At 59.2% G+C, this 25930-nt stretch carries 24 protein-coding genes and 1 pseudogene; 3 read left to right on the forward strand and 22 right to left on the reverse strand.

The annotated features are described in order from the left end of the window. Positions 1-236 precede the first annotated feature (236 nt). Positions 237-533, forward strand: a complete 297-nt coding sequence (locus ACWBU6_RS00225; protein WP_452649643.1) for a hypothetical protein — start codon at positions 237-239, stop codon at positions 531-533. Here ACWBU6_RS00225 and ACWBU6_RS00230 read toward each other — a convergent pair. From ACWBU6_RS00230 to ACWBU6_RS00260, 7 genes are all read right to left on the reverse strand, one after another. Next, positions 437-703, reverse strand: a complete 267-nt coding sequence (locus tag ACWBU6_RS00230; RefSeq protein ID WP_452646894.1) for a PAAR domain-containing protein — start codon at positions 701-703, stop codon at positions 437-439. The genes ACWBU6_RS00225 and ACWBU6_RS00230 overlap by 97 nt on opposite strands. A 12-nt stretch (positions 704-715) precedes the next feature. Continuing rightward, positions 716-1399: a T6SS immunity protein Tli4 family protein gene (locus tag ACWBU6_RS00235; protein ID WP_452646895.1), complete on the reverse strand. Its 684-nt coding sequence runs from the start codon at positions 1397-1399 to the stop codon at positions 716-718. 24 nt (positions 1400-1423) lie between these two features. Beyond that, positions 1424-1681, reverse strand: coding sequence for a PAAR domain-containing protein (locus tag ACWBU6_RS00240; protein ID WP_452646886.1), 258 nt, complete (start codon positions 1679-1681; stop codon positions 1424-1426). Between the two features lie 13 nt (positions 1682-1694). Further along, positions 1695-2531 (reverse strand): hypothetical protein, encoded by an 837-nt coding sequence (locus tag ACWBU6_RS00245; RefSeq protein WP_452646896.1) that lies wholly within the window; start codon positions 2529-2531, stop codon positions 1695-1697. 214 nt (positions 2532-2745) lie between these two features. Beyond that, entirely contained in the window at positions 2746-3540 is a 795-nt protein-coding gene (istB, locus tag ACWBU6_RS00250; RefSeq protein WP_452644064.1) for an IS21-like element helper ATPase IstB, read from the reverse strand. After that, complete coding sequence (gene istA / locus ACWBU6_RS00255; protein ID WP_452644063.1) at positions 3533-5044, reverse strand: IS21 family transposase; 1512 nt, start codon at positions 5042-5044, stop codon at positions 3533-3535. Before istA ends, istB begins: the two co-directional genes overlap by 8 nt. 92 nt (positions 5045-5136) lie before the next feature. Beyond that, positions 5137-5583 (reverse strand): contractile injection system protein, VgrG/Pvc8 family, encoded by a 447-nt coding sequence (locus ACWBU6_RS00260; RefSeq protein WP_452646897.1) that lies wholly within the window; start codon positions 5581-5583, stop codon positions 5137-5139. Between the two features lie 314 nt (positions 5584-5897). On the opposite strand from ACWBU6_RS00260, the pseudogene ACWBU6_RS00265 reads away from it, so the two are divergent. Then, positions 5898-6594: pseudogene (locus ACWBU6_RS00265) on the forward strand (helix-turn-helix domain-containing protein); the annotation flags it as partial. A gap of 717 nt (positions 6595-7311) precedes the next feature. Here the strand turns inward: ACWBU6_RS00265 and ACWBU6_RS00270 are convergent. From ACWBU6_RS00270 to ACWBU6_RS00335, 14 genes are all read right to left on the reverse strand, one after another. Next, positions 7312-8397, reverse strand: a complete 1086-nt coding sequence (locus ACWBU6_RS00270; RefSeq protein ID WP_452646898.1) for a T6SS immunity protein Tli4 family protein — start codon at positions 8395-8397, stop codon at positions 7312-7314. Then, a complete protein-coding gene (locus ACWBU6_RS00275; protein WP_452646899.1) occupies positions 8394-10082 on the reverse strand; it encodes an esterase/lipase family protein in 1689 nt (562 codons plus the stop codon). The genes ACWBU6_RS00270 and ACWBU6_RS00275 overlap by 4 nt, the downstream gene beginning before the upstream one ends. Before the next feature lie 8 nt (positions 10083-10090). Next, complete coding sequence (locus ACWBU6_RS00280) at positions 10091-12808, reverse strand: type VI secretion system Vgr family protein (RefSeq protein ID WP_452646900.1); 2718 nt, start codon at positions 12806-12808, stop codon at positions 10091-10093. Positions 12809-12910: 102 nt separating this feature from the next. Then, on the reverse strand, positions 12911-14584 hold the full coding sequence (tssF, locus tag ACWBU6_RS00285; protein ID WP_452646901.1) for a type VI secretion system baseplate subunit TssF: 1674 nt from the start codon (positions 14582-14584) through the stop codon (positions 12911-12913). Positions 14585-14586: 2 nt separating this feature from the next. Then, a complete protein-coding gene (locus tag ACWBU6_RS00290) occupies positions 14587-15342 on the reverse strand; it encodes a hypothetical protein (RefSeq protein WP_452646902.1) in 756 nt (251 codons plus the stop codon). A gap of 140 nt (positions 15343-15482) precedes the next feature. Next, on the reverse strand, positions 15483-16748 hold the full coding sequence (locus ACWBU6_RS00295; protein ID WP_452646903.1) for an NAD(P)/FAD-dependent oxidoreductase: 1266 nt from the start codon (positions 16746-16748) through the stop codon (positions 15483-15485). A 13-nt stretch (positions 16749-16761) separates the two neighbouring features. Next, complete coding sequence (locus ACWBU6_RS00300; protein WP_452646904.1) at positions 16762-19662, reverse strand: ligand-binding sensor domain-containing diguanylate cyclase; 2901 nt, start codon at positions 19660-19662, stop codon at positions 16762-16764. Between the two features lie 2 nt (positions 19663-19664). Then, entirely contained in the window at positions 19665-19967 is a 303-nt protein-coding gene (locus ACWBU6_RS00305; RefSeq protein ID WP_452646905.1) for a c-type cytochrome, read from the reverse strand. Beyond that, positions 19964-20767 carry a sulfur oxidation c-type cytochrome SoxA gene (gene soxA / locus ACWBU6_RS00310; RefSeq protein WP_452646906.1) on the reverse strand — a complete coding sequence of 268 codons (804 nt, stop codon included), beginning with the start codon at positions 20765-20767 and terminating at the stop codon, positions 19964-19966. Before soxA ends, ACWBU6_RS00305 begins: the two co-directional genes overlap by 4 nt. Further along, positions 20764-21087: a thiosulfate oxidation carrier complex protein SoxZ gene (soxZ, locus tag ACWBU6_RS00315; RefSeq protein ID WP_452646907.1), complete on the reverse strand. Its 324-nt coding sequence runs from the start codon at positions 21085-21087 to the stop codon at positions 20764-20766. Before soxZ ends, soxA begins: the two co-directional genes overlap by 4 nt. A 1-nt stretch (position 21088) precedes the next feature. Beyond that, positions 21089-21532 carry a SoxY-related AACIE arm protein gene (locus ACWBU6_RS00320; RefSeq protein WP_452646908.1) on the reverse strand — a complete coding sequence of 148 codons (444 nt, stop codon included), beginning with the start codon at positions 21530-21532 and terminating at the stop codon, positions 21089-21091. Next, positions 21529-21930 carry a sulfur oxidation c-type cytochrome SoxX gene (gene soxX, locus ACWBU6_RS00325; protein WP_452646909.1) on the reverse strand — a complete coding sequence of 134 codons (402 nt, stop codon included), beginning with the start codon at positions 21928-21930 and terminating at the stop codon, positions 21529-21531. The genes ACWBU6_RS00320 and soxX overlap by 4 nt, the downstream gene beginning before the upstream one ends. A gap of 61 nt (positions 21931-21991) precedes the next feature. Further along, entirely contained in the window at positions 21992-24184 is a 2193-nt protein-coding gene (locus ACWBU6_RS00330; protein WP_452646910.1) for a molybdopterin cofactor-binding domain-containing protein, read from the reverse strand. Beyond that, positions 24181-24675 (reverse strand): (2Fe-2S)-binding protein, encoded by a 495-nt coding sequence (locus ACWBU6_RS00335; RefSeq protein ID WP_452646911.1) that lies wholly within the window; start codon positions 24673-24675, stop codon positions 24181-24183. The genes ACWBU6_RS00330 and ACWBU6_RS00335 overlap by 4 nt, the downstream gene beginning before the upstream one ends. Positions 24676-24842: 167 nt before the next feature. Between ACWBU6_RS00335 and ACWBU6_RS00340 the strand changes: the two genes are divergently transcribed. Further along, positions 24843-25445, forward strand: coding sequence for an OmpW/AlkL family protein (locus ACWBU6_RS00340; protein WP_452646912.1), 603 nt, complete (start codon positions 24843-24845; stop codon positions 25443-25445). Here the strand turns inward: ACWBU6_RS00340 and ACWBU6_RS00345 are convergent. Continuing rightward, positions 25442-25912: a DUF2244 domain-containing protein gene (locus tag ACWBU6_RS00345; protein WP_452646913.1), complete on the reverse strand. Its 471-nt coding sequence runs from the start codon at positions 25910-25912 to the stop codon at positions 25442-25444. The genes ACWBU6_RS00340 and ACWBU6_RS00345 overlap by 4 nt on opposite strands. Positions 25913-25930: the final 18 nt, after the last annotated feature.

Raw genomic sequence — 25930 nt, forward strand, 5'->3', positions numbered from 1 at the left:
GGGCTTTGGTGATTATGGACACCTCACCCGGCTGCGCCGCCTCGTATCCGCTTCCTGTTCGTCAGGCCAGCGCTTTGCTTCCGGCTTCCTCCAGATTCGCAGTCGCCCGCGACACCCTTGCCTTCCGCTAGCTCTTCCCCTTGTCGGGCGAGCAGAGGACTTTCACCTCCAAGTAGGTGCGCCCTGCCGGGCGCACCACAAAAACGATCGCGGAATACGCGACCGTGGTGATTCCAATGATGCCAGCCGTGATGGGGTGGTGGCGTATCACAGCTTCTTCCTGCGTCGAATCCATGCCTCTGAGCCCTTCCAATGTCCTCGATAAAGTTATCAAATCGAAAACAATAGCAGAGCTAGATCATTCGCGCCACACCGTTGGAATGGCAGGCTCCTTGGAAGGAACTGTGCGGATCGCCGGGTTGCAGGTCACCAGGCCTCAATTTGACGCGAATGTTTTCACAGTCGAGATCAACGTCGCACCGCAACTCGTCTTGTCGCCATCGTATGCGACGGCTTTGCCGTTGACCGTGTGATTGTTATTTCCGCTGACGATCACGCAGTTCTGGTGACCGGTCATTGGGCATGTGCACTTGTCACCAACCAGGGCTACGGGTTTGCCGCCCACAAGAAAGTGCTTGGCGCTGGTGCTGACTACCTTACCACCGTGGGACGTCGGGTCTCCTATCCTGACGACGTTCGGCATCGCGACCTCGTTCTAGCGTGAGTTTTGCTTCGTTACGATAGGCCGAATCGACTGCGTTAGCCTGTCCCAAACCTCAATGATCTCATCGTCGTTCAGACTAGGCATGCCAAGACCCATCGTGTTTCGTTGAATCCCCGTGTGAAGATCAAGTGTGATCATGGGCAGCATGAAATTGTTCGGCTCACCTTGACTCACAAACGAAAATTCATGCACAGAGCGAAACTGCTTCTGCGGAGGACGACGCACTAACGCTTCGTATCCGTTCCAATCGGAAATTCGCCGTTCCTTCCGCCGCAAGAACTTGATCCTAGAATACCAGTCTCCTAACCCGTTCTGATTAGCCTCCTGCTCACCGATCTTCAATTGGTACTCCAAGGCGTCGTCCTCATATAAGCGATCCTTCAGCGTCATGTCGACTGAAAAATGTACGTCGTCAGATTCAGGTAAGCGAACCCCCACTGTTGTTCGTTCATGATGGGGATTACCAGAGTCCAGTACGAATGCACCATCGACGCATACACCAGCTTCGTTAGGCAAAGTATCCGGATTGCGGGGAACAATCTTTGCTGCAATCTTCTTCAATTCCTCCACCAGCTTATCGATCTTCGAAGGATCACCGTAATGACTATGCTCCTGAATATATATATCGCTTCCAGCAATGCTTTGAGCGATGCCTAAGAAGTATTTTTCGCCCATATAGATTTCGAATGCATCCCGGTGTCAGATTGAGGATATCAACGTCGCGCCACACTCCGTCTTATCTCCATCGTAGGCGACACCTCTTCCATTATGTTTCCGCTCAGAGTCGCTTGTCTGAACAAGAAACATTCCTCTGCACCTTGGACAGACCGTCATGTGACCATTGCAGACGAGGGGTTTGCCGAGCACCTTGAAGCTCGGTTCTGCAATGATGACTTTTCCGCCATGTGACGTAGTGTCGCCTAGCCGAATAACTCCTTTGCCTTTTGAGTTCTTCATCGCGGTCTGTCCATTAAGTCATGTTCTGGGTTTCGAGGCTGTCATCGTGCAAATCGGCGTTAACCGGCTTATCCGATCCTTGGAAGCCCTTCCTGTAACGCCAATATCCGGTCGGCTCTTTCAGGTCTGCGCAAAAGCCGGCATACGAATCGTGGATAAACTCGTCAAAAAAGGCGATAAGACCGGCGTCTGGCATTCCGAAAGCGATTGCCTGCCTTAACACCTCGCCAGCTTCGCTTTCGAGATTGTCTCCGATCACGACAGGGGTAGCGAATTCAATGCCTGATTGGCCAGAGCGATAGATCAAGTCTTTAACCATTCGAGCAGGTTCACCACTTCTCACGTTCTTCAGCAAGCGATCGCTGTCATCAATCAACTTTTGATTGGACAAGACCAGTAGCTGCTGGTCCTTCTTAGCCCTTCTGACATGACCAATCTCACCATATCGTTTTCGAATCTGCCATCTCCACGCCAAGTAGACCTTTGTCCAATCAGCGAGAGTTTGGCTTTTCGAGCCATTCAGCTTTAGGAAAGAATTGAAGGCTGCTTTGAGCTTTTCCGAAACAGCAAGGGGATCGTAATGTGAGCGTGTGCTCGTTGCAGCTTCCCTGCTTAGTGGCACGCCTGCCGCAACTGCGTACTCAAGTAAGTGATTCAGCGGAATTTGCGACAGCTTCATCGAATCACCTAGCGGACCCGGAACATCCGCAGCAATGCCTAGATCGCCAGGGGAGTATCCGCCGCCAACATCGCTATGAGATCCAGGATAGGCAAACTCATGAAAATTCGGGGAGCTCGCCCCACCATTCATGATCGAATCAACTGGAAAGTTCTTTCGGACTTCGTGCATCGCTGTTGGCGCCGACTGAATTTTGACCCACCCTGCCGATTGAATTTTGACCCAGGGCGGGACGCTGCTTTGGGAGCCGGCGTCTGTGGATAAGTGTACCAAAGACAGGGGGGATTCGCGGTGGGCGCAGCCCGCCGTGAATCCCCCCTTAGTCAGTTCAATAGTTAATTAACGGAGTAAACGATTTATATCGTTATACATCCTGTCTTCAAAGCTACACCGGAAAGTCCGCCTTCCCGGCCTTCTGTTTTTGCTCCCGCGCCTTGATCCGCCCCTTGGCCGCCATACTGCTGTGCTGGAAGCGGTAGGAGTCGTTGCCAGTCTCCACGATGTGGCAGTGGTGCGTCAGCCGGTCTAGCAGCGCCGTGGTCATCTTAGCGTCGCCGAACACGGCGGACCATTCAGCAAAGCTCAGATTCGTCGTGATGGCCACGCTGGTATGTTCGTACAGCTTCGAGAGCAGGTGGAACAGCAGCGCGCCGCCGGCCTGGCTGAACGGCAGATACCCCAGTTCGTCGAGGATGACCAGGTCGATCCGCATCAACGACTGTGTCAGCCGACCGGCCTTGCCTTCCCGCTTCTCGCGCTCCAACGCATTGACCAGATCGACCGTCGAGTAGAAGCGCACCCGCTTGCCCATTGAGGCAATGCCCGCCACCGCGATGGCCGTCGCCAAATGCGTCTTGCCGGTGCCGGGGCCACCGATGAACACTGCGTTCTGCGCCGTATCGGTGAAGGCCAGCGTGGCCAGTTGCCGCACCAGGGCCTCATCGACCCTGGATGCCGCGAAGTCGAAGCCGGCCAAGTCGCGGTGCACGGGGAATTTGGCGGCGTTCATCTGATGGTTCACCGAACGCATGGCGCGGTCCGTGTGCTCGGCGCGCAGCAGGTGCTCAATCAGCCATTTGGACGACGACACGGCGTGCTCTCCTTGCGCCACCAGATCGGTCCAAGCGTCGGCCATGCCGTGCAGGCGCAGGCCCTTCAATTCCTTGATCAGGTCACGCATGGTTCACCTCCGCGCTGCTGCCAGCCGTCTCGCGCAGGCTGTCATAGCGGCTGGTGTTGGCTACCGGCGCCTCCTTCAATACCAGGCTGGTCTCGGCATGTGCCGGCGGCGGGGCGGCACTCAGGCGGGCCAGCACATTCTCGACGTGCTCGACACTGAGCACGCCGGACTCGATCACCAGCTCCACCGCCACCAGCACTGCCGGCAGGCCGGCGCCGGGCACGGCCGCCAGCACCTGCGCCATGAGCCGGTCGCCGCCGGCGTGGCGCAGCAAGCCTTGCCGCAGCCGCTGCAGCGGCGCGGGCATGTCGGCAAAGGGGGCGCCGTTGCGCAACGCACCGGGCTTGCGCTGCACTAGCGGGATGTAGTGCTGCCAGTCGTAGCACACCTGCTTGCGATCGACGATGCGTTCATGGGTGGCGACCAGCGCATCGCCGGCCACCACGCACACGCGGGTCGGGTACAGCCTTGTGCTCACCATCTGCCCGGCCAGCTCGCACGGCACTGAATAACGGTTGCGGTGCACGGTGACCAGGCAGGTGGACGACACCCGCGCCGCCTTTTCCACGTAGCCGTCGAACGGCGTGGGCATGGGCATCAGGTGGGCCTGCTCCTGTTCCAGCATGTCGGCCACGCTCAGCGCCTCGTACTCCGGGTGCTGCAATTCTCCCCACAGCGTCCGGCAGCGCTCTCCGAGCCAAGCGTTCAATTCAGCGAGGGAAGCGAACTGGCGGTCTTGGGCTTCGATCCAGATCCGGCGCCGGCTATCCTGCACGTTCTTCTCCACTACGCCCTTTTCCCAGCCTGAGGCCACGTTGCAGAAATCGGGCTCAAACAGGTAGTGCGCGCACATGACGGTGAAGCGCGTGTTGACCACGCGGCCCTTGCCTTTCTGGACCTTGTCGACCGCCGTCTTCATGTTGTCGTAGATGCCGCGCCGGGCCACGCCGCCCAGCGCTGTGAACGAGCGGGTGTGGGCGTCGAAGAGCATCTCGTGTCCCTGACTGGGGTAGGCCACCAGCCAGAAGGCGCGGCTGGCGCACAGCTTCATGTGCGACACCTGCAGACGCCGGTAGATGCCGCCGACCACCATGCCTTCCTCGCTCCAGTCGAACTGAAACGCTTCGCCCAGCTCGAAGCTGAGCGGGACGAAAGCCTCTGCCGCCTTGCCTTCGCGGCCACGCCATTCCCGGATGAAGTCGGTAACCCGGCTGTAACTGCCGACGTAGCCTTCGGCCCTGAGTTGGGCGAACAGCGCTTTCCCGGTACGCCGGTTCTGCTTGTTGCGGTGGGTGTCAGCTTTGAGCGCCTGCTCCAGTGTGGCGTGGAACTCGCTCAGCTTGGTGGGTGCCGATTCTCGCCGATAGCGCGGCGGTGGCGCGTCTTCCGGCTTGCGTAGCCATTTGCGCAGCGTGTTGCGGGACAGGCCCGTGCGCTTCGCGATCTCGTGCAGCGACAGCTTGTCGCGCAGGTACATCCGTCGAACTTTACCTAACATTTCCATGGTGATCACCTTATTATCTCCTGCCCAAAAAATAGGCGGGAGTAGTAGAACACCTGGGTCAATTTTCAGTCGGCATCAGCCCTCAAAGTGGGTCAATTTTCGGTCGGCGGCAACACCAGGATCACCTGCACTATCTCCACTTCGTTCTTGTTGCGGAAAACACGGGTGTTGTTGCGCTTCTCCATGATGGAGAGCGCGTCGCGCAGGAGCAGTTGGTAGCTGGCCAGGCCGCCGTCGCTGTCACCCGCGCGCGCTTCGGTGACGATGCCGCACACGCTGCGCAAGTCGCCGCGATCGGTCACGATGTCGACTGCGACAGGAAGCGCGATCAACTCTTTCAACGGAATGAACGCGTCGAGAGAGACGCACAGGATGCGGTACTCGATGCTGCCGCAGATTGATTCGCTGCCCTGCACGCGCTGTGGTAAGAGAACATCTTCCAGCATTTGCGTCGGGTGGGCCAGGCGCAGGCGCAAAGGACGGCTTTCTGTAACCAGGTCCTTGTCTTGCCGGAAGAAGCTGAGTAGTGCGTTGTCCACTTGAGGCTCCTATCGTCTGGTTGACGCAGGTGCCTATGGTTGCACGCGTAAAATTTGTCGACGTTGATCTTGAGCAAACCGAATGCGAGGCTCTGCGCGCTACCCATTCACTTGGGGGATGACAGCCATGAAGCATCTTCCGAAGGACTCGATAAGCGTCATCGGTGTTCTCACCAGCCCGCTTTTAGTCCTCTTAATTGTAGTAGTTCAGACTTGATCTGACAGTTGGGCCTTGCCAATGGGTGGGGTTACCCGGTTTGATAGAGGTGCGAATCTTTATTAAACCAGCGCGAAAGCGTTCAAGGAGTAGCCCCATGCGTAGTTTTTCTCAGAACGTCATCAAACACAAGGTCGGCCTGCTAAATTTGGCGACCGAGCTTGGCAACGTGTCTCGCGCCTGCAAGGTGATGGGATTTTCCCGCGACACTTTCTACCGGTACCAGTCGGCCATGCAGGCAGGTGGTGTCGATGCCTTGATCGACGCCAGTCGGAAGAAGCCGAATCTTAAGAACCGGGTCGATGAAGCTACCGAAAGTGCAGTGATGGCCTTTGCCCTTGAGCAGCCGGCCTATGGCCAGGTTAGAGTTTCCAACGAATTGCGCAAACGTGGCATCTTTATTTCCGGCTCTGGCGTCCGGTCGATCTGGCCTCGAAATGACTTGGAGTCCTTCAAAAAGCGCCTGGCTAACCTGGAACGGCATGTGGCCAAGAGCGGCGATGTATTGACCGAGGCCCAGGTAGCGGCGCTGGAACGAAAGCAGGATGACGATATCGAGCACGGTGAAATCGAAACCGCTCATCCTGGCTACTTGGGTAGCCAAGACACTTTCTACGTCGGTACGATAGATAAAAGGCGTCGGCAGGATCTACCAGCAGACCTTCGTCGATACGTACTCCAAATGGGCCGCAGCCAAGCTATACACGACCAAGACGCCGATCACATCGGCCGATATGCTCAACGACAAAGTCCTGCCGTTCTTCGAAGAGCAAGGCATGGGTGTGATCCGCATCAGCTTTGGCTTGAGCTGGCTTCTTGGTCACAACTTCGTAACCATCCCAGTTGGCGATCTGGGGTGCACCCCACCTAGCGGTTTTAATACGTGCATACCAGTCACCGTGTCCCAGAAGTTTAGCTTCCGCTTCCGCAGACATTAGTTTTGGCTCAAGCGCGTCTGATTCAACTAGCTCGCTCTTCAGATTCATATCGACTGGTAGGTGTACATCCTCGAGTTCTTTTAGCCGAATGCCTAGCGTTACCCTTTCATATTCGGGGACCCCATGGTCCCGCACCAGCGCTCCATCACCCTGGACGCGAAGCTGTGCCCGATCGGATGTTTCGACTTGTTCGCGCCGGCATCTCGAACCAGTTCCGCAACAATCTCGTTCAGTCTCGCTGCTTGAGACGAGAGGCGTTCGATTGGGTATGGAGCGCTAGCCGGCCCATATACAACCCTCGCACTTTCGGGAACATCCAGTAGATATCGACCCATACAGATCGTTCTTCTTTTAGAAAGTAGTGCGTCAACGCGGCTTTGTCTTTCTTCATCCACAGCCGCCCGCCCCTTCAATGGATCCAGAAGCACTAGGCTCCACTAAGCCGAGTGCGAAGAAAGAAGCAGAACAGACTGATATCGAATCCGCGTATCAATCCAATTTCATGGGAGGGCGCCGCACTCATCGAACCTCGTTTTCATTGAATGGCCGCTGGCAACGCTAAAGTATTCTTGCCTACTTTAGATTTGCGTCAAACGGCAGTATTGGCCGTATCGAGCCCAACAGCTTATCCCATAGGTAAAGGGCTTCTTCATCAGTTATACTAGTCTTAGTGGCACTAGCCATATTTCCTTTTACACCAGTATCCAAAGCGATATCAATCGTTGGAAGCATTGCGTTACCAGGCTCTCCATGAGAGAAGAACGCAAACTCATGCGAGTCCATCACGCGGCCGATCATTGGTTTCCTCGCCAAGTACTCATAACCTTCCCATTTTCCAACGTTCCGGAAGCCACGCCGAAACACTCGGACCTGGTTATACCAATCGCCAGCGCCCGAGTCCTTCGTGATCTTTTCTGCATCGGCTATGCGGGCCTCCAAAGAATCTGAGCTAACCTTGCGCTCTTTCTTAATCATCTCTAGAGAGAAGCTAACGTCAGGGTATTGGCGCAAGCGTATACCAAGTGCCACCGCTTCATACATTGGGAAAGCCGGCTCCTTGATAAACGCGCCGTCCAGGCAAATGCCAGAACCGGATGGCAGTTCATCAGTCGCGCGGGATCTGATATTCGAAGCAACCGCATTTATCTGTTCCAACACGCCGCGGTACTCATCACCAGGAGAAGCGGTCTGTTGCACATACAAATCTCCGCCTATCCGTTGAAAGGACTCAATACTATAAAAACTTCCAGATGACTTACTAGCACCGAAAACGATCCATTGGTCCGTTACTACTCCGTTCACAACCTTCCCAAACATCGATCCCGGCTTCAGCAAATTTCCGCGCGCTCGAGACGCGTCGTCAGCTACAAGCTCCGCCTTTCTATCCGCCAAAACCTCGTCCAACCTTCTACCTGCTCCTGGCAACCTCTCAATCAGATAGGGTAACCTTGCAGGTCCATAAATGACATCAGAGTCAACCGGAACGTCAAAAAGGAACCGTCCCAAGCAGACCACCTTGGTAGTCTTGAACAGATTAGTAAGCCTGTTGATTTCTGGTGTCATTGGATCCCCCCGTTGCGCAAAACCCTCGACCGGAATTGCGGCTAACGTTAGTGAAAGCGATGTCATCATGACCCGCCCAGCAAAGATAAGTTTCATCCCTTCCACCACATTTTCTGCGCAATCCTCACCACGCAATACAATGTACTGTCCAATGCCCGTTCGTCCTGATAGCTCGCCTGATGTTCGTACCCAGTTTGACGAAATACTCCCCTTAGGCGCCCTTTCAATAGTTGATGTTCGGCTGATCGAAGCGGAACGGTTTGATCACCTGAGCCACTTGGCGCTCCCAGTGCTATACGTGTCTTTAGCTTTCTACCAACTGATATACGTTCCACTGCAACCAGGGTTCCCTGCGTATCGTCGTCGTCGATAGCTAGTTCATGCCAATTTCTTCCGACGTAATCCCGATGGATCTCCCAAACAACCTTATCGAAAGTCACACGATCTGGATCTGCACCATAGTGAGCAAAGGTACGTGGGTGGTAATAGTCGCCAAGTGTGTCGTGGAGCTCTCGCGCATCATCTAAAAAGGTGCAAGTTCTCGCGAATGTAGCTTCCGGCAGTTCAGCAGGATTCAGCCACTCCTCTCTGATCAGTCCATACCATCGATTGCGCAACTTGTAAATTTCTTCGTAAGGATCGCCGTTCTTCGGAAAGCTATCAAACAGAACTCCGTTCTGTCGAACTTCTAGCCAATTGTTTCCATAAGCCCGGCAGGGTAAGAGTTGAAGGCCACCAGGAGAATTTCCGAGAACCGCAGTCACTTCGCTGCCCTTGTTGCCGACTATCTTTGGCCTTGGGTCAGCCCCACCCAAGTTCTCTTCAAATCCACACCTCATACGCTTATAAGCAGCAGGCGCCCCAATTGCCGGCAAGACCCCGTGAACCACTCCAAGGATTTTGTCGCTCAAATTGCCGATATCTGGATGAGCTAGCGCTCGCGCGACAAGTCCCCCCATTGAATGGGTAAGAATAATTACTTTCTCACATTGAAAACCGGCGCCTTGATAGTCTTCCAGAAGTTTCAGAACTCGCCTACGAATTTGCAAAGCTGACTCGCGGTTTGATCGAAGCCAGTTGTAGCCCATTGCATGTACCGGAAATAGGGTTCCGCTAAGTGAGCTATCAAGTTCTTCCGCTGTCAGCGGCTTTAATCGTGGTTCCGGGTGCGCCTGCCATACATTTGGATCAATGCCGATGATTTGACTCCATCGGTCACGCTGATCAGTTGCGTTGAGCGCACCCTCCAGGCGCTCCAAAACGACCCTATAGCTGGCAAAAAAGACTTCACCCCAGCCTCTACGACGCGCCTTCTCTTCAATGGAGAGGAAATTGCATCCGTGCCTTGGATCATTCACAAGTAGCGGCGAGTCACTAGTGTAACGAAGTGCAACATTATCAATATCTTCAACGTTACTATTGCGCTCATCAGAAGTTTCTCTCGCTGAGCCAGTTGGGTTGTTTTTCGGATCATAGCTGTCGACCTCGGTTGTAGCATGGTCAAGCTGAAGTTGCCTACGCGTAGGTCCGTAAATGGAAAGTGAACCGACTTCTTTTACTTTGTCTGGGCGCCAAACAGCGTTGTTCGCGTTATTTAGCAGGCGCTGTCGCTGGGATGTCACACGCAGATTAGAACCCATTATTCCGGGCAGGAAAACTACCGGGATAACCTTCCTCGGGGGGACCCGTACATGCTGAGGTGATTTATCTTCCGAAGGCGTCGCGAAACCTTTTGCCTTCAGAGTGCCGGACTGCATTTCAGTCAATAAACTGGTGGCCATGTTCTTTCCTAGTCTGTTAATTCGATCTCATATCGGGCGAAAGCTGCCGTTGTCTTGAACCTCTCTGTAAGTCCTTCGCTATCCGTTCTTCCTTCATAGACTTTTCCATCCTCGACGGTTATTCGGTACCGTTGATTCACCAATGGTTTGTCAGAACGTAAGTCAGTCACGAGAACCTGCTGGTCATGCTCAACATCTGTATCGTCGACTTTGAGACTTTGCGGCGTTCCATCCCCTCCCGATAAATGGTCAAACTTTGAAGACTTGATAGTGTGCTTGCCACTACACTGTTGAATGATCTGCCCACCATTGCATTCGATCTGAGTCCCCTGCGCAACGAACTTGATCGCTGGAGCATGCAGTTCGATCTTCTCGTTCGCAATCAGCTTAATCTTCTTGGATGTAGAGATCTCAATGCTTCCGTCCTGCGACTGGATCTTGATGTCCCCACCCGCAGCGATAAGCTTTATTCCGAGTTTGCAAGCGAGAACACTAACTCCTTTCGCAGCACGGGCAAAAAGGTTCCCACCTGCCCCGACATTTGTGTCCTGTCCACTATTCGAATGGATTTCAGTTTGTGAGGCCAGTGCGATTGGCCCAGCCGTTCCATGCAAGATCCCATTGCGCGCTGCGATTGCCACTACAGGTTTTCCACCTGCACCATTCCACCCCTCGACGCACTCAATTAAATCACCCAACAAATCTGCGGCTTCGGCGTCTTCTGATGCCTTGGAAGCGACTTCGGCCAAATGCCGATGCACTCCATGCGCAAGACTTGCGGCGCTAAGGCATGGCTCTCGGTCCAACATTTCACGGCCTTGACCTGAGCAGGATGCGGCAGAAATCAGGACACCAGTCTCGCCTCGAATCGAAGCAGCGAAACTCGTTGTTAACTCCGCGCCTTCGCCGCGTTTCGCGCCTGCCCCTTCGCTCTTTTCGTGCGTGATAAATCCCAGATTCAGCTGCGCTGAAGCGTGATCGCTTGCCAGTTGGGCGCTAATTTGGTTTGGCGTGTCATCGAATCGTAAATGATTCGCCTTGCTGCCACCGACCTCACGGCTTTTCAACCCGGACAAATATCTATTACCGGGCAGACCTCCAGCTTGGCTTAGCGCTGGAGGTTGTGCATCCTGGTTGTAAGTTTGACCAACAATGATCGGCTTATCGGGGTCACCACCCAGAAATGCGACCAACACTTCACTGCCAACCCGGGGCAGGTGTAGGCCTCCACATTGATTTGTGCTGCCGGGCCCATTGCCCGCCCAGCTACTGGCAACGCGCACCCAAGCGGAGTCATAGTCCCTTTCGGCCGCACCTGCCCCTTGCGCGTGCTCGTGGTCTTTCGTTCGCGTGGTTCGAAAGCGAACTTTCACACGGCCCAATTCATCACAGTGCACTTCTTCACCTTCTGGGCCAACGACAATTCCACTTTGCATTGGGACATTTGGTATATCAGCTCGTGCGTCATATGCTGGCACGATGGGAATCCCGCGGCGAACGGCTGTAAAGCAAATCTTTACGCGCGTTTCCGGTAGCTCGCTGTCTGCGCCGGGCACCCATCGACTTCGAAAAAACAGGCGTTCTACCCGCGCAGCGACGTCCTTGGACAGATTGTTCGATACGGCTATTTGCAGTGCGCTGATGACGAACTCACGCTCGCCTTTTGCGTGTGCGTCGATTTCTGGGTGCCCCTCAAGCTCAAAGTACTCGCCAACGCAGAAGTCACGCACACTACCTTCGCCGTGGAAGCACTTTGAATCGAGGTCGTGGCGATTCATGGCCAGCTGGCCAAGCTGGCACAGGTCTTCGTGATCGTCACCCGCATGCGGCGAAAGAACCAGGTAGTCATCCAGTGTGGCGGACATTTCATTGCCGTTCGGTCCCTGGTCGGAGCGGCCATCGACTCTCGCGGTCATGAATTCCGAGTCCTGGGGATTCTTATAGTTCCAGCTAAACCGCGACACACTTCCCGGCTGCAGGGTGCGCACTGCACACCACGAGGTAATAGTGTCTCGCTCTTCGGCCGCATCATCACGGTGATAGCGAACGATGTCAGCGGTATTTGGTGGAAGCGTGTCGGCGTTGTCGAACAAGACCATCGTATGCGATGGCCAGTCGGATTGGTCGGCGCGGAAGTACCAGGCGATACCGCGGCGCTTCAGCAGGCGTCGGATGAAAGCGGCATCCGATTCGTTGTACTGCATGGTGAATTCGCGCTGGGGATAGGCATCGATCCGGAACGATTCATCCATCTCGTAGCGAAAGCAGGTGCCGATAATGGGGTTGGTCTGCAGCCATTCATCCAGGATCACCTGCACTATCTCCACTTCATTCTTGTTGCGGAAAACACGGGTGTTGTTGCGCTTCTCCATGATGGAGAGCGCGTCGCGCAGGAGCAGTTGGTAGCTGGCCAAGCCGCCGTCGCTGTCGCCCGCACGCGCTTCGGTGACGATGCCGCACACGCTGCGCAAGTCGCCGCGATCGGTCACGATGTCGACTGCGACAGGAAGCGCGATCAACTCTTTCAACGGAATGAACGCGTCGAGAGAGACGCACAGGATGCGGTACTCGATGCTGCCGCAGATTGATTCGCTGCCCTGCACGCGCTGTGGTAAGAGAACATCTTCCAGCATTTGCGTCGGGTGGGCCAGGCGCAGGCGCAAAGGACGGTTTTCTGTAACCAGGTCCTTGTCTTGCCGGAAGAAGCTGAGTAGTGCGTTGTCCACTTGAGGCTCCTATCGTCTGGTTGACGCAGGTGCCTATGGTTGCACGCGTAAAATTTGTCGACGTTGATCTTGAGCAAACCAAGGGTGCAACATCCCTCACAATCAGACTATTCCTCGGCATCCGATTTGCGCGTTACCGTGATAGAGCCGACGGCCGTCACCTGCGATAAGGCTTAGCTGAATGAAGCGGTTTCTGCGCGTCTTTGCCGCGATCACATGCTCGAGAATTCCCGCCATGACACTCAGACTTCGGCCGTGCAGCATCTCTTCGTCAATCGTGAGCGAGAACTCTGTTCCGAGCATGTGCACTCTGCCTATGGGAAAATCCATCCAGGCCGATGCTGCCTTATCCGAAAAGTCCTTGAAAGCGTCGCTTGCCGTGAGCTGATGGACCAGTAGAACCGTTCGTATGGACTCCAGCGAAATGTCGTTGGACTGTATTGCTTCGAGCAGCGCTCGCGGCTGGCTAGCTTTTGTGTGCGGCGTAGGCGGAACCAGGAAATGAATAGGGAACCCGCCTGTTCCGACCTCCGTTTTCAAGGCTCGCGCCACTTTGCTTGTTTCACTGTTGGTGCAGGTTATTTCGACCAGTGCCGTTCCATTATCGAGCTTCCCCTGATGTTGACGCTTGTCGATGAAGCTGATTGCGGCGCCCTCCTCTTCTTCCACTTTCCAGAACACTCCGTCCGTATCATGGCACGCTCCATGGAAAGGCAGGAATATTTTGGCTCCCGTGCGGTGCATCAGCGCGACGCTGTCTACGCTATAGATCTCACAGCCGGGACTGGATAGCGTCAGGGGGTAGGACCTCGTCCTTCCGTCCAGGCGGACCTGCAACGCCGGGCCGCGGAAGAGATTAATCAATGGTGTACACGAGAGCTGAAAGTTCTCTGCGCTCGCCTGGCGCAGGGACGTGGCGCTATGCGGCAGGCTCGGAAGCACAACGTGCAGCGTGATGCGACGGCATTGAGGTGGAGCGGATAACAGTTCAATGTCGACGAAGTCGAACTTCTGCGGCAACTGCGAATACTCGCTCAGGATACGTGGAGCTTGTTCACCGATGGTGGCTGGCAGGAGGGATTCGGCTTGCTCGAAACCGACTTTGGCGAAAGGGTTACGCGGCAGAACCTTCCAGCTTCCGTCAACTTCAAGGCAGGTACAAAGACCGTGCAGGAGCAGTGCGTCAACCAGGCAGGCTCGCTGATCGGGATCTCCCGTAATGCAAACGCGAAGCTTGGCCAGGAGCGCCCCGTCGAGCGAAGCGCCGTCAGAGGTGGCTTCTATCGTAACGGATAGCGCCGAAGTGGATTCCGAGGGCAATCTCAATGTGACCGGTGCGTCGATAGTGGAATGGAATTTGACTTGGGAGATGGCGACTGGTGCGATGCAGACTTCGTATGCCGTGGTGAACTTGCAGCTTCCGGAAGACATGATGGTTCCGCGCGGCAGGCGCGTGACAGTGCTGATTCCGTTGTAACCGGCAGCGGAAGTGTCCACCTGGGCGATTCCGCAAGCGGGAATCGGCCGCAGGTAGTGCGGCTGAAGCGTTTGCAGCAGCGCCTTGTGAAAGTCGCTTCGTCCGTCTTCGATCAGTTTTTGGGTCGCGGCGTTGAGCAAGGCCACCGATTGCAGGAGGCGCTCCACTTCCGGGTCGGTGCTGGCGTCAGGTCCCAGCTCCAGGGCAGCGGCCGTATCGGGATGGGCTTCCGCAAAGTCTCTCGTGGCTCGGCGCAGGCGGCCAAGTTCCTGCTCGTAGAAGTACAGGAGCTTGTCCATGCTTAGCTCCCGCTGCGCAGGTTGACTACGATCCTGAGACCCGTTTCGCGTTCAAACCTCCGCAGGCGGAATATCCACAGGTAGGCATGCACCACCAGCCGGGAAAATGCGTGCATGACCATTGGCGTGGTGGCCAGGGCACAGATGGCGAGGCTGCTGCTGGCATGGTCGTAGGCGATGTCACTTGTCAGGATCGGCAGGCCGGTGGCGATTGCGGCGGCCATTGACCAGCCGTCGATGCGGCTTGGTTCTATGGCGTGGCGTCCCACGTGGTTCAAGAGCATGGCAATCGAACTGGTCCTGAGTGTGTCGCCTTTCAACTCCTCCGCGAGCCATACTTCGAAGCGGTGGCCGGTATTCTTGTCGGTTGCGGTGCTCCAGAGCCGCACCATGGCGAGGATGCCTGCGCAGAACGACATGATCGCGATGACTGTCAGCCACGCTCGCGCCGGCATGGCGTAAGCCGTGAGGACGATCACGGGTGCAGCGAACATGCAGAGTGGTACGAGGTAGATGAAGACCAGCGTGATGATGGCGATGTCAATCAGGCGCTCGGGATTGCCACGCTTGGTGGCGATCCGCCACAGGTAGAACACGCCTCCGAGATGGGCGGCAGTCAGGCAGAGTTGCAGGCGTATGCCTAGCGGGTTGAAGCTGATTGGCATCGCAAACAGCGATATCAGCAGAAGGGATGTGCCCCAGACCAGGGCGGATAGGTGCCAGAGGTTGGGGCCTTGCTGCGCGGCGGATTGTGGCATGTGGTCACCATTAGGCAGGGGATAAGCCTGCTAATGGTGGCACTCAAGAGTCCGGCGCTCCTTGAGGTGAGACAAAGGTGCAGTGACCTGCGTTGGGGAAAATGTCCGCTTCCGTTCCTGACCCCGAGGTGGACATTTTTTTAGGATAGTATGTCGTTCCAGATGTTTTGCGCCCAGCTGTCGGCGTAGTGGCCTTCGAGTGCCGAGGGGGCGGGGCTGACGCCGCCGCTGCCGGGGACGACCAGCAGCATTTTCTTTTCGGCGTTGTAGGCGTGCACGCTGGCGACGTGGATCACGTCTTTGTCGCTTACGTAGCTGTAGCAGGTGTTGGTGAGCAGGGGCGATTGTTCGGGCAGGCGGCCATTCAGCAGGTCGACCACGGCGGCGGCGCAGACCTTGGCGTGCTGGTTAGCCATGTGGCCGGATTTGGGCATCAGCGGAGAGACCTGGATCGCGTCGCCGATCACGTGGATGTTTTTCGCTTGCGTGGATTCGAAGGTGATGAAGTCGACTTCGCACCAGCGCTTGTTCATGTTGGCCAGGCCGGTCTGCGCTACTATGGCGCCGGCGCGGTGGGGAGGCACCACGTTCAGCACGTCGGCCTTGACCTTGTCGCCCAGTTCGGAAATCGCGGTGCGGGCGCCTACGTCCACGTCCACCGTCTTGAAGCTGGGGCGGTACTCGATGATGTTGGCGTAGCGTTCCTTCCAGACTTTCTTGAACAGCGGCCCTTTGCTGACCACGTCCTCGTTGGCGTCGAGCAGGAGGACCCTGGATTTCGGCTTGTGCTGGCTGAAGTAGTGGGCCACCTGGCAGACCCGTTCATACGGGCCGGGCGGGCAGCGGTATGGCGCGGGGGGCACGGTCATCACGAACACTCCGCCATCGGGCATGGCTTCGAGCTGGGCGCGCAGGGCTGTCGTTTGCGGGCCGGCTTTCCACGCGTGCAGGATGCGGTCCTGTGCGCCTTCCACGCCCATGCCGGGCAGTTCGCTCCAGAGGAATTCTATGCCGGGGCTGAGGATCAGGCGGTCGTAGCTGAGCACTTCGCCGCTGAGCAGCTTGATCGTGCGCTTCCCGGGATCGATGCTGGAGGCGCTGTCGTGCAGGACTTTTACGCCGTGCTTGCGTTGCAGGTCGTCGTAGCTGCGGGTCAGGTCTTGCAGTTTGCGTGAGCCGCCCAGCACCAGGTTGGAGAGCGGGCAGCTGACGAAGCTGGCGTTCGGTTCGACCAGCGTGACGTCGATGCTGCCATGGCTCCACATGCGCACGTACTTGGCGGCGGTGGTGCCGCCGTAGCCGCCGCCAACGACTACCACGTGGGCCTGGGTGCGGCCGCCTATGCTGGCGCAGCCGGTGCCGGCTGCGAGGATTGCCGCTGCTTGCACAAATGTTCGACGATCCATGGTGCCTCCTCAATCAGGTTTGCATTGTCTCTTCCGCGTAGCTGATACGATCGCGGCCTTCGCGCTTCGACCGGTACAGGGCTTCGTCTGCACGATGCAGCAAGTCGGTGGCCGTTAATTGTTTGTGCGGCTTGAAGGCCGCTACGCCGAAGCTGGCCGTCACTGCCAGGCCGGCGTCGGCGCCGATGTCCATCGGCGCACTGCGGATTGCGTGGTGCAGGGCTTCGATGCGGGCGGCACCGGCCGGCAGTGACAGGCCTGGCAGCAGCACGAGGAATTCTTCGCCGCCGTAGCGGCCAACCGAGTCGTAGGTGCGCACGGTGGCGGTGAGGCGGCGCGCGGCCTCGACCAGGACCGCGTCGCCGGCCAGGTGACCCCAGCTGTCGTTGATGGCCTTGAATTTGTCCAGGTCGAGCAGGACCAGTACGAAGCTCTCGCCTGTGCGCTGGCTCTTGCCGATTTCGCGGTCGAGGATCTCCATCATTGCGCCGCGGTTCCAGGTGCGCGTGAGGGCGTCTTTCAGTGCGCGCACTTTCAGGGCTTCCTGCGCTTCTTCCAGTGCCCGGGTACGTTCCTGCACCATGACTTCCAGCTCTGCTTCGCGGCGCTTGTGGACCAGCAGGCGCATGCGGTGGAACAGCAGGAAGCCAAGCGTTACGCCTGCGGCGCACAGCACGTAGAAGGGGTAGCTGCGCCACCATGGCGGTGCGATGGTGAACGCGAGTTCGGCGGGCTTTGAGCGGGTGCCGCTATCGCTGTCTACTGCCACCGCCTGGAAGCGGTAGTCGCCGGCAGGCAGTGCGGCGTAGCGCATCTCGGGCAGGGCCGATTCGTTCCATTGGTCTTCCATACCGGCCAGGCGGTAGCGGTAGTGCAGTCCCTGGCGGCCTTCAAATTGCAGGCTGGCCAGGCGGAATACCAGCGGTTCCTGCGACCATGGCAGGCGGGAGGCTCCGCCCGCCAGGGGCGTGCTGCCACGCTTGGCTTCTTCGATCACGACGGGTGGCACACTGGGGTCGAACAGCGTTTTAGGATGCAGCAGGTGCGACAGGCCGTTGCTGGTGGTGATCCACATTGAGCCGTCCCGGTCCTCATAGAAGCCTACGCCGTTCAAATCGTTCCATGCCAGGCCGTGCGTCTGGTTCAGCATGCGCCAGCGTTCGCGGTTCCATACCGCCATGCCGGCGCCTGTGGCGACCCAGAGCCAGCCACGGCTGTCTTCGAGCATGGCGTAGACGCTGCGCTCGCGCAGCACCGGCGTTTCGATGCGGGTGGCCTTTGGTTTGTCTTGCCCCTCTATCTTCCACAGTGCGCTGCCGGCAGCCGCCCACAGGCGGCCGTCACGCGAACAGGCGATGCCGTCGAACGTGGCTTTGCCTACCGCTTCGGCCAGGGGCATTACCTTCCATGCCTTGCCGTCGTAGTGCAGCAGGTCGGTCACGCTGGGGAGCCACAGGCGGCCTTGCTGGTCCATGCAGCCGGCGCCGACCGGGTTTTCCCGATGGCGCCCGGCCGTTTCGGGCATCTTTACCAATTGCGGCGCCGTGCCGGCAGGCGCATTGGCCGGCAGGACATAGACGCCTTTCCAGGTTGCGATCCACATCCGGTCATTGCGGTCGGCCAGCACTTGCGTGATGAAGGGCAGCGTGGCGACCAGTTCTGTCTTTCCGCTGTCCGGCAGGTAGCGCATCAGCATGCCGGAGTAGCTGCCAGCCCACAGCCTGCCGCTGCGGTCCAGGTCCATGCTGGCCCATTGCTGGCTCGCCAGTGCCGGCTGCGTGGGCGGCGTAGTGAACCTGTTGGCGCCGGGTGCCATCATGGCGTGCCCGTTTCGGGTTCCGATATGCAGTGTGCCCTGGCGGTCGCGCTGCGCGGAGATGATGACATCGTCCGGCAAGCCTTGCTGCGTGGTCCAGTTTTCCCAGTTGCCATAACCCAGCCAGTGCTGCAGGCCGCGGCCGCGCGTAGCAAGCCAGGTGCCATGGCCGCGGTCGTGCAGGATGGCGGTCACGCCGCCGGCGGCGACCAGGCCATTCTCCTTGCCGTAGCTTTCCCAGCGGCCCTGGCGCCAGCGCAGCAGGCCGGGGTCGGCGTTGGTGAGCACGTTGCCCTGGTCGTCGATGTGCAGTTCACTGCGCAGCATGTGTTTGCGCATCAGTGCTTGCGGGGGTGTCCGGTCTTCGAAGCGGGCGGCGCCTTTGGGTAGAGTGAAGATGCGCAGGGCGCTGCGGGTCCACAGGTTGCCGTCCCTGTCGGTGGCGATGCTGCTCCATTCGTCGCGCGGCAAGCCTTCATTCCCGCCGAGGACGCGTAAGCGGCCTTGGCTGGCCTGGCATAACGATTCCTTGCATGCCATCCAGAGTGTGCCCTTATTGTCGGCGTGGATGCTGCGGACTTCTTGCAACTCCGGGTGGGCCTTCAACGTGGCCTGGTCAAAGTAGTGGCGAATGCTGGTCTTCCCGTCTGTTGCGGCAAGGGCGAGCAGCCTGCCTTCGCTTGCCAGCAGCAGCTCTCCGTTGGGGCCTTCGGCCATGGGCTGGAATGGCCAGACTGGGATCCTCTGTCCTTCCCATAGCACGGGGGCTAGGCGGCCCTGGTCCAGGCGGTACAGGTTTTCGTGGTTGCCGACCCAGAGCGTGCCTGTGCTGCTGCTGTGCAGGGCGGTGACGAAGGGGTCCGTCATGCCTTGCCTGATGCCGTAGCGGCGGAAGTCGGCGCCGTTGTAGCGGAACAGCCCATTCTCCGTGCCGACCCAGAGATAGCCGCTGGCATCCTGGATCAGTGCCGTGACGGAGAGATTGCCGAGGCCTTCATTCTGTCCAAAGTGCTGTAAAGGGATGTGCTGGGGGCTGGCGTCATGCGCCGCCAGCGGCAGTGCGGCAGCCAGCAAGCCTGTGAGCAGGTTGAATCGCATTTCTATTTTTTCTGGGCGGCGAAGTACGCCGCCATGATTTCCAATTGTTCATCAGTGTACCCTTTCGCGAGCTGGGTCATGATAGTGGCGGGGCGTTTGCCGGCCTTGAAATCCTTTAACGCCGCCATGAGCTGGTCTTTGGACTGGCCGGCCAATGGCGGTATTGCGTTGCCCTGCGTGGCGCCGTTGGTGCCGTGGCAGCCGGTGCAGCTTGCGGCCAGGCGGGCGCCTGGCTGGATAGTGTCGGCGGCAATGGCGGCCTGCGCGGCGGAAAGGGCAAGCGTCAGTACGGCGATCGTCTTCATGGTCTTACTCCGGGGGTTTCCAGGGGCATGCCCTGGGCGCGCTGGGCAAGGTAGGCTTCCAGGTCTACCAGGTCGGGCGCGCCGTAGGGCGGGACTTCCGCTCGTACGCCGCTCATGCAATTGCGCAGGCGGCGCTGCAGGCTGCCTGCGCCTTGCCATTCAAGGCGGTAGATCGGGTAGGCGTTGGCGTGGCCTTGGGGGATCGGGGCGCCGGCCAGGCGCTTGCCGGCATTGTGGTCGTGGCATTGGGCGCAGCTCAGGTTCAGTTGGCCGATGCGGGTGGTGAAGAGCTTTTGGCCGCGGGCTGCGGATTGCCTTGTCTGCTCGTCAGTTGCGCGGGCGAGCGGCATTCCGCGGCTTTGCAGGGCGGTGTAGGTCTCGAGGGCAAGCAGGTCGGGGGATTCGGGCTTCAGGGGTTCGGCTTGCTGGGCGGAGGTGCGGCATTGGTTGATCTGGCCGGAGAGGGTGATGACCTTGCCGGCGGCCTTGCTGAAGCGGGGGAATTTTGTGGCGGCGCCACGCATGCTGGTTTTGGCGTCGCCATGGCAGGTGGCGCAGGATTTGCCGTTGCCGCCAACCGGGACGGTGTTCCAGAGGGTTTGGCCGTTGGCGACCCAGAGCATGGCGGGGTTTTGGGTGTCGTCGCGCTGCATTGATTGGGTGGCGAGGGACATGTATTCGGTGCCGGACTTGCGCTCCGAAACCGGTAAACCTGGGTCGGACCCGTAGGGTCTGACCCTGTCTGCGCTGGCTGCGGTGGCGGTGATCAGGGCTAGCAGGAGCGCAAATGCCGGTTTCATGGTTGCACCCGCAGGTGCTTTTGTTCGGTTTGGGTGAAGGCGTTGTCGCCGCTCCAGGTGAATTCCAATGGGCCGCTGCTGGTCGCCTTGATGAAGAAGGCGATGTAGGGGTTGGCGCTCATGGCGGGGTGCAGCTCGGCGCTGATGACCTGTTGGCCGTTGTAACGGCATTCGAACTTGCGGATGATGTCGCGCGGCAGGAGCTTGCCGTCGGGGCCGGGACGGAAGCCGGTTTCCATCGTGTGGGCGATCAGGGCGCGCACTTCGATGATTTCGCCTCGCTTGGCGGTGGCTGGCATGTGGATCAGGGCGCTGGCCATGTCAGATTGCCTCGCCTTCTATGCACGCGGCCAGGGCAACGATGACGTCGACCGTCTGTTGCCACCATTGGCCGTCGCTGGTGCGGGCGATTGCGGTGAGCGTCTGGCTGGTGGCAAGCCGGATGCGGGTGCTGATTTCGGGCTTGCCGGCCAGTGGCGTCAGCTTGAAGCGGATTATGTCGGGCAGCGGGTTCTTCTCGTTGAAGATTGCGATGTCGGTGACGTGGGCTTGTTCCGTCATGGGGCTGTCGACACGCACGGTGATGGGGACTGCATTGCCGTTGTCGATCAGGGTTGCGATGTCGATCTGCACGCGGCCACGCTGCATGCTGGCGTTGCCGGTGTAGGCGGAGATGGCGGCGGCTTGTTCCTGGGGTGTTGCGGCTGCCGGGCGGACCAGGGCCAAGAGCGGCAGCGCGGCGAGTACTTGGCGGCGGGTGGTCATTTGGCTGTCTCCCGCAGCGTAGCGAGGTAGGCAACGACGTCTTCGACTTGCTGTGCGGTGAGGATGGGCTTGCCGCGGTATGCGGGGGCTACGCGCGTCAGGCCGGTGGTTTTGTGGTACGAGGGCATGATGGTGCTGGGGTTCAGGGTGCTGCTGTCTGCTATCCGCTGGCGGAGCTGTGCGGGGGTGTAGCGGGTGCCGACGCCTGCCAAGTCGGGGGCCAGGTTGCCCTGGAAGCGTTCCTCGGGGATGGGGGCCGGATGGCAGAGGAGGCAGAGGCCGAGCTGGCGGTTGGCGACTATTTCGCGGCCGCGTTCCGGGTTGCCTTGCTGGGCTTGGGCGGGGCCGGTTGTCAGGGCTAGTGCCAGCAAAAACCGGCAAACCTGGGTCAGACCCAAGGGTCCGACCCTGTCTGCTCCGGGGGCGCGGGGTGGCGGCATTTTTGGCGCCCTGCCTCGTTTATGCCTTTTTCAGGCTGTGGTTCTTCAACGGGAGGTCGCGGATCCGTTTTCCTGTGGCGGCGAAGATGGCATTCAGGACCGCGGGGGCGGCGACTGCAATCGTCGGTTCCCCTACCCCGCCCCAGAAGCCGCCGCTTGGCATGACGACGGTTTCGACCTTGGGCATTTCGTCCATCTTCAGCACGTTGTAGGTGTCGAAGTTGGTTTGCTCCACGGCGCCGTCCTTGATGGTGATCTCGCCGTATAGCGCTGCGCTCAGGCCGTAGACGAAGCTGCCTTCGACCTGGGCTTCGATCTGCTGCGGGTTCACCGCGTGGCCCGGGTCGGTGGCGGCGACGATGCGGTGGATCTTCAGCTTGCCGTCTTTGCTGACCGACACCTCCGCTACGGCGGCGACGTAGCTGCCAAAGCCCATTGTCTGCGCGATGCCGCGGTAGATGCCTTTCTTCGGTGGCTTGCTCCAGCCGGCTTTCTCGGCTACGGCGTTGAGGACGGCCAGGTGTTTCGGGCTGTCTTTCATCAGCTTGCGGCGCAGGGCCAGCGGGTCCTGTTTCGTGGCGTGGGCGATTTCGTCGAGGAAGCATTCGACGTAGATCGCATTCTGGTTCAGGTTCACGCCGCGCCAGAAGCCAGGCGGCACGGCGGGGTTGCGCATGGCGTGGTCGATCAACAGGTTCGGGATGGTGTAGCCGAACGAGGCTTCAGGGCCGGGCGGGTTCAGTCCCTGGAAGACTGCGGGGTCCTTGCCGTCCTTGATGTTCTGCGGGAATAGCGCGGCGAGGATCGATTGGCCGGCAATGCGCATGTGCAGTGCGGTCAGCTCGCCTTTTGCGTCCAGGCCTGCGGTCAGTTTGCATTGGCTGACCGGGTGGTAGCGGCCATGCTGCATGTCTTCTTCGCGGGTCCAGATCAGTTTGACCGGAATGCCTGGCATTTCCCTGGCGATCTTCACGACCTGGGTCACCCAGTCGTGGGTGGCGCCGCGGCGGCCGAAGCCGCCGCCGAGGTGCAGCTTGGTCACTTCGCATTTGGCCAGCGGCAGGCCGGCAGCTTCGCTGGTGGCGGCCAGGGCGGCTTCGCCGTTCTGGGTCGGGGTCCAGACCTCGCAGCGCTCGGGCGTCCACACGGCGGTGGCGTTCATCACCTCCATCGTGGCGTGGTTCTGGTGCGGGTAGCTGTAGACGGCTTCGATCCTGCGGTGGGCGCTGGCCAGGGCTGCTTTGGCGTCGCCGTTCTTGTTGCCGACGGCGGCTTCCGGTGCATCCAGGCCGGTCTTGATCCAGGCGGCGGTGTCCTTGCTGTTCATGCCGGCGTTGGGGCCCTTGTCCCATTCGATCGGCAGGGCGTCGAGGGCGCTGCGGGCGCGCCACCAGGTATCGGCCACCACGGCCACTGCGCTGTCGCCTACCTGCAGCACTTTCTTCACGCCGGGCTTGCCGGCGACGGCGGCGGCGTCGAAGCTCTTTACCTTGCCGCCGAAGACCGGGCAGTCCTTGATGGCTGCGTTGAGCATGCCGGGCAGCGTAAGGTCCATGCCATAGACCTGCTTGCCGGTGGTCTTGTCGACCGTGTCCAGGCGCGCCATGCGCTTGCCGGCCAGCTTCCAGTCTTTCGGGTCTTTCAGCTTGATGTCGGCGGCTGCGGGCGCCTGCAGCCTGCCGGCAGCGTCGGCGACCTTGCCGTAGGTGAGTGTGCGTCCGCTTGGGGTATGGGTGATCACGCTCCTGGCGGCCACGCATTCGGCGGCGGGCACGCCCCATTGCGCGGCTGCGGCCTGCACCAGCATCATGCGGGCTGCGGCGCCGCCCTTGCGCACGTATTCGTGCGATTCGCGCACGCCGCGGCTGCCACCTGTGGAGAAGCTGCCCCACACGCGGTTGCGCGCAAGCTGGCGGCCGGGCGACGGGTACTCGGTGCTAACCCTGCTCCAGTCGCCGTCCAGTTCTTCCACCACCAGTTGCGCCAGGCCGGTCAGCGTGCCCTGGCCCATTTCGGAACGGGCGATGCGGACCACGATCGTGTCGTCCGGCTTGACGACGACCCAGGCGTTGATTTCGGGCGCATCCGGGGCTGCTGCGGCTGCAGGAGCGGCCTGCTGCGCCTCCGCGAACGGGATGTGAAAGCCGAACATCAGGCCTGCGGTGGCGCCCAGCGAGCGGCCAATGAAGCTGCGGCGGGTGATGGCGCTCATGCATTGCCCCCTTCCACGATGTCCAGGCCTGCGGTCTTCACGTCGCCACCCCTGGCAATCACGTGGATCGCCTTGCGCACGCGGTTATAGGTGCCGCAGCGGCAGATATTGGTCATGGCGGCGTCGATATCGGCGTCGGTCGGGTTCTTCTTCTGTTTCAGCAGCGCGGCAGCGGCCATGATCATGCCGGACTGGCAGAAGCCGCATTGCGGCACGTCCAGCGCGGCCCAGGCTTTTTGCACGGGGTGCTTGCCGTCCGGGCTCAAGCCCTCGATGGTGACGATCTTCTGGGCGGCCGTCACGGTGGAGAGCGGGCGCACGCAGCTGCGCGTCGGTTCGCCGTCAATGTGCACGGTGCAGGCGCCGCATTGCGCCACGCCGCAGCCATACTTGGTGCCGGTCAGTCCCAGCTGTTCGCGGATCACCCACAGCAGCGGGGTATCTTCTTCGGCCTCGAACTCGCGTACCTGGCCATTGACGTGCAATTTCATTCCTGCCTCCTGGGATTAGGTGGGATGTGAATTCGCGAAATATTACTCCCGTTTTAGCTATCTCGTGTTCGTTCGGACAATTTTGACTTAGGTCAAAGATTTTGCTGCGTCGCATCAATAGACTTTCACTTAGTAAATCTCAATGACCGAACGAAAGAGGTAGTGAAATGAAGAAAGCGATTCTGGCAGTTATCCTGGGTGGCGTGGCGCTTGGTGCAATGGCACAGGAAACGCCCTGGCAGGTGCGCGCGCGGGCAGTGCACATCAACACCGCGGACAAGTCCGACCCGATTGCCGGCGTGGCCGCCGCCGACAGCATCGGCGTCAGCAACAAGACCATTCCAGAGGTGGACATCTCCTATTTCTTCACCCCCAACATCGCCGCCGAGCTGGTGCTGACCTATCCGCAAAAGCATGACGTCATCCTGGACGGCGAGAAGATCGGTACCTTCAAGCACCTGCCGCCGACCCTGCTGGCGCAGTACCACTTCACCCCATCCGCGCAATTCAGCCCTTACGTGGGCGTGGGCGTGAACTGGACCACCTTCTCCAAGAACAAGATCCTGGACGGCGCTGCCAGCCTGGAGCATGACAGCTTCGGCCTGGCCCTGCAGGCTGGCGTGGACTACAAGCTGGACAAGAACTGGTCGCTCAACCTGGACATCAAGAAGGTGCAGATCCGCAGCGACGTGATGATTGCCGGCGTGAAAGTCAGCAAGGTGAAGGTCGATCCGGTGCTGCTGGGCGTGGGCGTAGGCTACCGCTTCTAATCGCTGAACAAGCCGCCCTGCACTTCCGCGCGCAGCTCCCGCGCCAGCGCGCGGCGGTGCGGGTCGGTGGCGAAGTAGCCGATGTCGACGGCCACGCCTTTCGACTCAAGGTGGATCAGGTCGCCGTAGTGCGATGGCATCTGCAGGCGCAGGAAATAGAGTTCGAGTTGCGTCACACTCGTTTTGCCGGCGGAGACCTGCTCCACCAGCAGCTTGCCGTTGGCGAGCACGATGTGTTCATAGTCCGTGGCATGGCGGGCGAAGTAGAGGAAGGCGGCGGCCACGGCCGTCATCTCCAGCACGGTGAACAGCAGCACCTGCCACAGGCCGGCCATGACAAAGCCCGTTGCGACCGCAAACGAGAGCAGGCACATCAAGGCATAAGCCATGCCCATCTGCTGGGGCGACAATGAGCAATTGCGCCGCAGAAGCCATTCCCTGCGTTCCCTGAGCAAGTCCCGGTTCATGGGACATTTTATGCACAA

The organism is Pseudoduganella sp. HUAS MS19 (assembly GCF_053615455.1).